Source organism: Pseudoalteromonas sp. US3C1004, from assembly GCF_048401065.1.
Classification (GTDB): domain Bacteria; phylum Pseudomonadota; class Gammaproteobacteria; order Enterobacterales; family Alteromonadaceae; genus Pseudoalteromonas; species Pseudoalteromonas undina.
Genome location: NZ_CP183073.1, coordinates 3,311,276 through 3,319,730, shown reverse-complemented (window position 1 = coordinate 3,319,730; position 8,455 = coordinate 3,311,276). Strand labels below are relative to the sequence as shown.

Sequence of the window (8,455 nt, the reverse complement as noted above, 5' to 3'; positions counted from 1 at the left end):
GATCCGAAAACAGATCAACCCTTTTTTGAAGAAAACTTGAAATAAATGACTGTTCGAACAAAAATACAACTAAAAGCTCATTTTAACCACTGAAAACTCCGCGAAAGCCGGATTAACTAACTCACTTTAAGTTTCCAACCGCATTTTTTTTGATACTTAATCTCTTGATTTAGCTCACTTGCCATCAATGGGTGGTTTTTTAACCAGTTATTTTCAAATTGAATCACTAACTCTTCATTCTCAGCTGTTATCTTAAAGTTTGGCAACACATCATCTTGTCGACGCATAGATAAAATAACGGCAATACGTAATAGTCGAACCATATACGCGGCAACAATACTATGTGCACCTAAATGATCTAAGCATCCCTTTTGAAGGTCCCAGCGATGACTATTAGCTATAGCAACGATCACTTTGTGCTCTGATTGTGAAAAACCGGGCATATCGGTATTTTCTAAAATATAAGCGGTATGTTTGTGGTACTGCTTATACTCTATTAATAAACCTATTTCATGAAGCTGCGCGACGGCATTCAAAAGCGGCAATCCGTTTTGTGCTTCAATCGGCCAATAATGACTGACTTCATTAGCTAACAGTGCAGCTAAACTTGATACTCTAGATGCTTGCTTTTGATCAACATGATAACGGTTCATAAAACCATCAATAGTACGTTGGCGAATGTCGGTATTATGTAGCTCCGGTAGCATGCTATATAAAACACCTTCACGAAGAGCACCACCCGCTAACCCCATTTGTTCTATTTCTAGTGACTCAAACAGTGCAATTAAAATAGCCAGCCCAGATACAAACACTAACCGTCGCTCTTCACTTAACCCTGGTAAATCGAGTTCAGCTATTGTTTTGTAAGCTATGGATTGTTGTTTGATGGTGTAGAGCTTTTCAAGTGTGAGCATTTCATTTAAATTTTGTGCCACCATAATTTCTTGAATAGCTTGCACTGTACCTGACGCACCAGAGGCAAGTTGCCAACCAGCTGTTTTATATTCAGGTGCTATTTCATCAACAACATTTCGCGCTGCTTTTATAGCAGCATTAAAGTTTGCTTCATTTAATTGGCAATCTTTAAAGTAGCGTTCGAGAAAAGTCACGCAGCCAATATTAAGGCTCTTATAGTGACGCGCTTCAAAGCCTTGGCCAATAACAACCTCGGTACTCGCTCCACCAATATCAATAACCAGCTGCTTGCCTGTACATGAAGAGGTATGTGCAACCCCTTTATAAATCGTTCGTGCTTCTAGCTCGCCGCTAATAACATTAACTTTATGTCCTAATATTTCTTCTGCACGTAGTTTAAAGTCGTCGGCGTTGGTTGCTAAACGAAGTGTTGCAGTGGCAACAATGGTGATGTTTTGCGCTGGAATATCTTGCAACCGCTCTGCAAACAAGGCCAAACATTCCCAGCCTCGTTGCATAGCCTCTAAGCTCAATAAATTATTATCATCAAGCCCAGCCGCGAGTCTTACTTTACGTTTAACGCGTCCTATTGTTTGCAGGCCGCCCGCCATTGATTTGGCAATAAGCATATGAAAGCTATTTGAGCCTAAATCAATGACTGCATATACATTTTTTTGCGGTTTAAGTTGCCCCACCGTTCAAAAACCTCTAGTTACAAATACAATCAAACTAACGGTCGGTTAAGACCGTCCTTTTTGGTAACCATTATTTGGGCGACGTCCGTTGTTATTACTACGATTACGTGGACCAGTAGAAAAATTACGTTTTCTATGAATAGTCGGCTTCGTTAAATCATCTAACAATGCACTTTTATCGTAATGTGATAATGGAATGCTGTGCTCAATGTATTCTTCAATTTCATGAAGGTTATAAGCATATTGCTCACACGCAAAGCTAATTGCATGACCTGAAGCGCCTGCTCGAGCTGTACGACCAATGCGGTGAACGTAATCTTCGCAATCGTCAGGTAAGTCAAAATTAAATACATGACTTACTTCTGGAATATGCAAACCACGTGCAGCAACATCGGTAGCCACTAAAAAGTCTAGCTCGCCTTTACTAAATTGCGCGAGTATTGACTGGCGTTTCTTTTGGTTTACATCACCGGTGAGCATACCCACTCGATGTCCGTCTGCTTTTAACCATGCATATACGGTTTCACAGCTATGCTTGGTATTAGCAAAAACAATAGCTTTCTCAGGCCATTCTTCTTCAATCAAGGTTAACAACAGCTTAATTTTATCTTCTTGTGAAGGATGAAATAGCTCTTCTTGAATACGTTTACCTGTTTTTACATCGGGCTCTATTTGCACATGCTCAGGGTTGGTCATGTGTTCAAATGCAAGCTCTTGTACACGGTACGATAACGTAGCAGAAAATAATAAGTTTAAACGCTCTGACGTATCTGGCATACGACGGAACATATAACGAATATCTTTAATAAAACCTAAATCGAACATACGATCGGCTTCATCTAGCACGACTACCTCAATTTCATTAAGGGTGTAACAGCCTTGCTTATATAAATCGATTAGGCGACCTGTGGTGCCAATTAAAATATCAACGCCTTTTTCTAGTTGTGCACGTTGTTTTTCGTAATCTTCGCCACCATATACTAAACCTAAGTTAAGATTACAGTGCGGCGCTAAAATTTTTGCATCTTTGTGTATCTGAATCGCAAGCTCCCGAGTTGGGGCCATGATCAGGGCTCTTGGATGTTTACTAGGTGCTTTGCTAGATTGTAATAACCGGTGGCACGTGGCAGTTAAAAATGCCAACGTTTTGCCAGTACCTGTTTGTGCTTGGCCCGCAATATCGCGCCCTTCACAAATAAAAGGTAGGCATTTAGCTTGAATGGGTGTGCAATATTCAAACCCACTTTCGGTTAACCCGGCAACCACTTCCGGTGCAATAGCAAAGTCTGAAAACTTTTTATCGGTCAAATGTGTCTTAGTCATAGCGTTTAAGCATAACGTTTAAACTTGCAATAAGAAACAAGAGTGTTTAAATACGCACTAAATATTTCGCCTAACTAAACCGGAGAGCGCAATGAGCGAGAAAATAATCCAAATTACCGACGATAGCTTTGAAGCTGACGTATTACAATCAGACAAACCTGTACTAGTAGACTTTTGGGCAGAATGGTGCGGACCGTGTAAGATGATCGCCCCAATTCTAAGCGAAGTTGCTGATGAGTTTGATGGCCGTGTAACTATCACTAAATTAAACATTGACCAAAATGCAGGCACACCACCAAAGTTTGGTATTCGTGGTATCCCTACACTACTACTTTTCAAAGATGGTCAAGTAGCTGCAACTAAAGTAGGCGCACTATCAAAAACACAATTAGTTGAGTTTTTAGAAAATAACATCTAATAAGTGTTAATTAAAAAAAGGGCTCTCAGCCCTTTTTTTATAATTTATTTTGCAGAAGTACTGGACGCTGCTGTAATGACCTGCTAGTTTATAAAGCCAACTAATCCTTAGTTATATTCAACGAACCTCACTCAACGATCTAATAAAGCGATTTTGAGTATGACAACTGTAATAAAGAACCCACCAATATGCATTTACGCGAATTAAAAGACAAGTCTATAAAAGAGCTTGTAAACCAAGCTGAGTCCATGGGGCTCGAAAACGTAGCCCGTTTGAGAAAGCAAGATATCATTTTTGCAATTCTTAAATCACACGCCAAAGGCGGAGAGAATATCTTCGGTGGTGGTGTTTTAGAAATTTTGCAAGATGGTTTTGGCTTTTTAAGATCATCAGAAGCTTCTTACTTAGCAGGCCCAGATGATATTTATGTATCTCCGAGTCAAATTCGCCGCTTTAGTATGCGTACTGGCGACTCTATTTCAGGTCTTATTCGTCCACCAAAAGACGGTGAGCGTTACTTTGCTCTACTGAAAGTAAACGAAGTTAACTTTGATAAACCTGAAAACTCTCGCACTAAAATCCTTTTTGAAAACCTAACTCCCCTTCATGCAAACGAACGTTTTCGTATGGAACGTGGTAACGGCAGTAAAGAAGATATTACCGCACGAGTTCTTGATTTAGCATCACCAATTGGCCGCGGCCAACGTGGTTTATTAGTAGCACCGCCAAAAGCGGGTAAAACAATGTTGCTACAAAATATTGCGCAATCAATCACACATAACCATCCTGACGTTACATTAATGGTTTTACTTATTGATGAACGCCCGGAAGAAGTTACTGAAATGCAACGCCTAGTAAAAGGTGAAGTTATTGCATCAACATTCGATGAGCCAGCTTCTCGCCACGTACAAGTTGCGGAAATGGTTATCGAAAAAGCAAAGCGCTTAGTTGAGCATAAAAAAGACGTTGTTATTTTACTAGACTCAATCACCCGTTTAGCACGTGCATATAACACGGTTATTCCATCATCAGGTAAAGTACTAACCGGTGGTGTAGATGCTAATGCGCTACATAAGCCTAAGCGTTTCTTTGGGGCTGCACGTAACGTTGAAGAAGGCGGTAGCTTAACAATTATTGCGACGGCGCTTATTGATACCGGCTCTAAAATGGATGAAGTTATCTACGAAGAGTTCAAAGGTACAGGTAACATGGAACTACACCTTAACCGTAAAATTGCGGAAAAACGTGTATTCCCAGCTATCGACTTTAATCGCTCAGGTACACGCCGTGAAGAATTACTCACTAAGCCAGATGAACTACAAAAGCTGTGGATTTTACGTAAAATAGTACATGACATGTCAGAAATTGACGCCATGGAATTTTTAATTGATAAACTATCGATGAGTAAAACCAACGATGAGTTTTTTGATTCGATGAAACGTAAGTAAGCTAAACTCTAGTTAAATCAACGTTTTTAAATAAAAAAGACATCAAATGGTGTCTTTTTTGTTTTTAGAGTAGATTTATTTATTCGTATTTTTTAAACAGTGCCTGTAAGTTATTGACTAATGTTGTTAGCCTTTGTGTATTTATTTGTGGCTGAAGTAATTCATCGTCTAGCGCTTTTGCCGCTAAGGCTATGTCTTTAAACTCGAACATTTGTGCCGCCCCTAACACTCGATGGCTATCTTTTTGCAGCGCCTGATAATCAGCATCTTTGAAGTGTAGCTTAATAAGCTCGCTTTCTTCGGCTAAACTTTGTTGAAAGCTCGTTACTAAATCACTCATATCAACATGAACCTGCTCAGTTGATACCTCTGTATTTGCAGCATTTAAGTATTTTGCTAGCACAGTATAAAAAGACTCTTTATCGATTGGCTTTGCTAAATAGTCACTAAACCCAAGTGATAGGTAATGGTCAATTTCATGGCTCATGGCATTGGCCGTTAATGCTAAAATAGGCTGTTCATAACCACATTGCTTGAGTAGTTCAAACGCAGAAATACCATCCATAACAGGCATTTGAATATCTAACAGTACTAAATCTGGGTATAGCTTTAAACTTTGTTCTACTGCTTGCTCACCGTTTTCAACGGCAATCACTTCCAGCCCAAGAGAATGTAAATAACGACTGATCAGTTTGCGGTTATCACTGTGATCTTCAGCAAGCACCACCTTACCCGATAATAATCTGTGTCGCTCATCTGACTTAGCTTGCTGATCGTCATGGCAAACTTGCTCTTCAACTTGTATACAAGGCAAATAAAATGAAAACTCACTGCCTTTTTTAAACTCACTCTGCACACTTATGTAGCCACCCATCATCGCCGCTAATTGCTGCGACAAGCTCAAACCTAGTCCTGTGCCACCAAAACGTCGACTAATACTGTTATCTGCTTGGCTAAAACACTCAAAAATAAGTTTAAGTTGAGATGAGCTCATGCCAATCCCAGTGTCTTTAATCGAAAAGAGTAACCCTTGCTCGGTTTTACTAACACCAATAGTTACTTGCCCTTTATGAGTAAACTTAATGGCATTAGCACATAAATTAATAAGAATTTGTTTTACTCGCGTTAAATCTAATCGCGTAAAATAGGATTTTTCTAACTGGCAGTCTAAAACTAACGATAAACCTTTCGCTTTAGTTTGAGGAGAAAACATAGCGTGAATATCGTTGATAAGCTTCACCACATCAAAACAACTAATATTAAGTTCTAACCGGTTTGCCTCTATCTTACTTAAGTCCAACACATCATTAATCAAGCTTTTTAAATGCTCACTTTGACGTTGTATTACTCTAAGCTCATCTTGTAACTGTTCCGGCTTGTATAGACCATTAATAAGATCATCAGTTTGTGCCAAAATAGCAGTTAACGGTGTTCTTATTTCATGGCTTATATTCGCTAAAAACTGGCTTTTCACCTCGTTTGCTTCACGTAGCTCTTGCGCCACACTTTGTAGCTCTTTAGTACGCTGTTCAACTTGTTCGCTTAACTTTAACTTAGCTTGCTTTTCTGTTCGGCGCTTATAAACAGCAATTACCGTAATTAAAATTAATATGGCAACAATCACCAACAAAAACGTTAACTGTGAACGTTTAGCTATTTGCAATTCTTGTAAGTATTGTTGTTGTTTTAATTGTTTAATTTCTTGGTTTAGCTGATTCGATTCAAACTGGATTTGAAATTGACTGACCGCTTTTGAGGCTTCTTCGGTATTCACACTACGCTGATAATCAACGTACTGTTGATGTAAATTTAGCGCTTTTTCATAATCCCCTAAGCTCGCATTTATTAGTGCTTCAATTCCTAAGCCATCTTTAATACGCATGCCATTATTGTACTCTTTGGCAAGGGTAATTGAGTGCTCTGAGGTTTGTTTAGCACTTTGCGTATCACCTTGTACAAATTGAACAATTGACAACACATGTAACGCTGCCGCCAGTAAAGACTTATTATCTGCCTCTATTGCAAATTGTTGGCCCGCATTAGCGTGATAAAAGGCAACATCAAATTTATTTAGCTTAAGGTTGATGGTGGCTAAATTTGTATGCTTGGTAGAAAGTTGAAACGCATTATTAACGCTTTGATAGTAACGTAAGGCCAACTGATTATAATGCAGTGCTAATTGGTACTGTCTCGATTCTGTGTACGCCACCCCCATATTACCGTATGCTTGGGCAACACCGTCTTCATCGCCAAGTTCTTGAAAAACTTTTAAAACCTCACGGTACATCTCAAGAGCTGACTCATATCGAGAGAGACGAATATAAATACCGGCAATATTATGTAATATATCGGCCTTATCTTGTGCGCTCCCCTCTTTTTCATAAATTACTTTGGCTTGCTGATAATAATCAAGAGCTAGCTCCATGTTATACATATCAAAATAAGCAAGCCCGATATTACTAAGTAAATTAGCCTGTTTTATCGGACTTTTAAGCGCAATTGCGATGTTTAACGCGCGGCTATAATCAACGACCGCTTGTTGCACTAACCCTTGATAATAAAGCACAACTCCTTGCATTTTAATCGCACGAAAGAAAAGTTTAGGCTGATCTTTTAACGTACTATTGGTCTCTAGCAATTTAAAATATTTTAGTGCATTGGCTAAATCACTTTGCGCAAACGCCAGCTCAGCTAAATCGCTATAAATAGTAATGCGTTGTAAATTTGGAACATCAGGGTTCGATAAGATATCGGTTGCAAGGCGATGCTTTTCAGACCATGCTTGCTCAAGATTAAACTGCTCAAACAAACTTGGCTGCTCATTTGATAAAGCGTCATTTGATGCACTACTTAAAACAGCCAAAAAGCCAATAAAGCAGATGCGCTTTAACTGAGTCAGCATAAAAATATCCTTAAATCCTTGCTAGCCATAACAAAACGACACCCAAACCAAGTATAAACATCTAATTTAGACCAATTCAAAACAGGCACTCACGCCCACTCCTTGGGGTTTAATGTTATTTGGGTATATGATAATTTATCCAAGATACACTAATTAATAGATTGTAAACAATGCTTAACCCTCTGATAGATGAGATTTTTGAACTATTAATCAATAAAAAAGTGTGGATGGTTCATACTTTAGCATCTGAGTTAAAACAACGTGGGTTTCTTGATACTTTAGCTGCCGAGCCTGAGCGCGACCTATTTAAGCGCAATTTTTTAATTATGAATGCGCTTTATCAGCTACAACAGCAATTAATGCCAAAACAACAATTAGTCGTTAAAAGCTTACATATTGAACTAGTAAACAGTTCCAGTTATAACCAACTACATCCTAACGATCCACTACGCGACTATTATTTAAACTGGCAAAATTTTGAAACATCTACGGATGAAGTCAAGGCGTTATTAGATAGCTTTTGGCAGCAATTTAGTAGGCCTACTTATCGCGAAATTCCACTGAGTAATGAGCAGCAACAACAACTGCTGGTGCGTTGGCAATTAACATCGCCAGTCACACTAAAAGCATTACAAAAGCGTTGGCGACAACTTGCAGTGCAGCATCATCCAGATAAACAAGGAGGTGACAATGAGGTGTTTAAACAACTAAAAATAGAGTATGAGCAACTCAAGGCGAGTTGCTCAGATTAGAT

General features: G+C 39.0%; 6 protein-coding genes. 3 read left to right on the top strand and 3 right to left on the bottom strand.

From position 1 onward, the window contains the following. Window positions 1-116: 116 nt before the first annotated feature. Both gppA and rhlB read right to left on the bottom strand, forming a co-directional pair. On the bottom strand, window positions 117-1,610 hold the full coding sequence (gene gppA, locus ACNSN3_RS15480; protein ID WP_418608044.1) for a guanosine-5'-triphosphate,3'-diphosphate diphosphatase: 1,494 nt from the start codon (window positions 1,608-1,610) through the stop codon (window positions 117-119). 45 nt (window positions 1,611-1,655) lie between these two features. Further along, window positions 1,656-2,933 (bottom strand): ATP-dependent RNA helicase RhlB, encoded by a 1,278-nt coding sequence (gene rhlB / locus ACNSN3_RS15475; protein ID WP_010392673.1) that lies wholly within the window; start codon window positions 2,931-2,933, stop codon window positions 1,656-1,658. 91 nt (window positions 2,934-3,024) lie between these two features. Here rhlB and trxA point away from each other — a divergent pair, with 91 nt between their 5' ends. Further along, window positions 3,025-3,351 carry a thioredoxin TrxA gene (trxA, locus tag ACNSN3_RS15470; RefSeq protein WP_008109071.1) on the top strand — a complete coding sequence of 109 codons (327 nt, stop codon included), beginning with the start codon at window positions 3,025-3,027 and terminating at the stop codon, window positions 3,349-3,351. A 188-nt stretch (window positions 3,352-3,539) separates the two neighbouring features. Next, window positions 3,540-4,799, top strand: a complete 1,260-nt coding sequence (gene rho, locus ACNSN3_RS15465; protein ID WP_010392671.1) for a transcription termination factor Rho — start codon at window positions 3,540-3,542, stop codon at window positions 4,797-4,799. A 79-nt stretch (window positions 4,800-4,878) separates the two neighbouring features. On the opposite strand, the gene ACNSN3_RS15460 is transcribed toward rho, so the two are convergent. After that, complete coding sequence (locus ACNSN3_RS15460) at window positions 4,879-7,701, bottom strand: tetratricopeptide repeat protein (RefSeq protein WP_054202864.1); 2,823 nt, start codon at window positions 7,699-7,701, stop codon at window positions 4,879-4,881. 170 nt (window positions 7,702-7,871) lie between these two features. On the opposite strand from ACNSN3_RS15460, the gene ACNSN3_RS15455 reads away from it, so the two are divergent. Then, on the top strand, window positions 7,872-8,453 hold the full coding sequence (locus tag ACNSN3_RS15455) for a DNA-J related domain-containing protein (protein ID WP_138571049.1): 582 nt from the start codon (window positions 7,872-7,874) through the stop codon (window positions 8,451-8,453). Window positions 8,454-8,455: the final 2 nt, after the last annotated feature.

Excerpts from the sequence above, each read along its gene's own strand:
- trxA (WP_008109071.1), top strand. The coding sequence starts at position 3,025 with ATGAGCGAGAAAATAATCCAAATTACCGACGATAGCTTTGAAGCTGAC.
- ACNSN3_RS15455 (WP_138571049.1), top strand. The coding sequence starts at position 7,872 with ATGCTTAACCCTCTGATAGATGAGATTTTTGAACTATTAATCAATAAA.
- rhlB (WP_010392673.1), bottom strand. The coding sequence starts at position 2,933 with ATGACTAAGACACATTTGACCGATAAAAAGTTTTCAGACTTTGCTATT.
- ACNSN3_RS15460 (WP_054202864.1), bottom strand. The coding sequence starts at position 7,701 with ATGCTGACTCAGTTAAAGCGCATCTGCTTTATTGGCTTTTTGGCTGTT.
- rho (WP_010392671.1), top strand. The coding sequence starts at position 3,540 with ATGCATTTACGCGAATTAAAAGACAAGTCTATAAAAGAGCTTGTAAAC.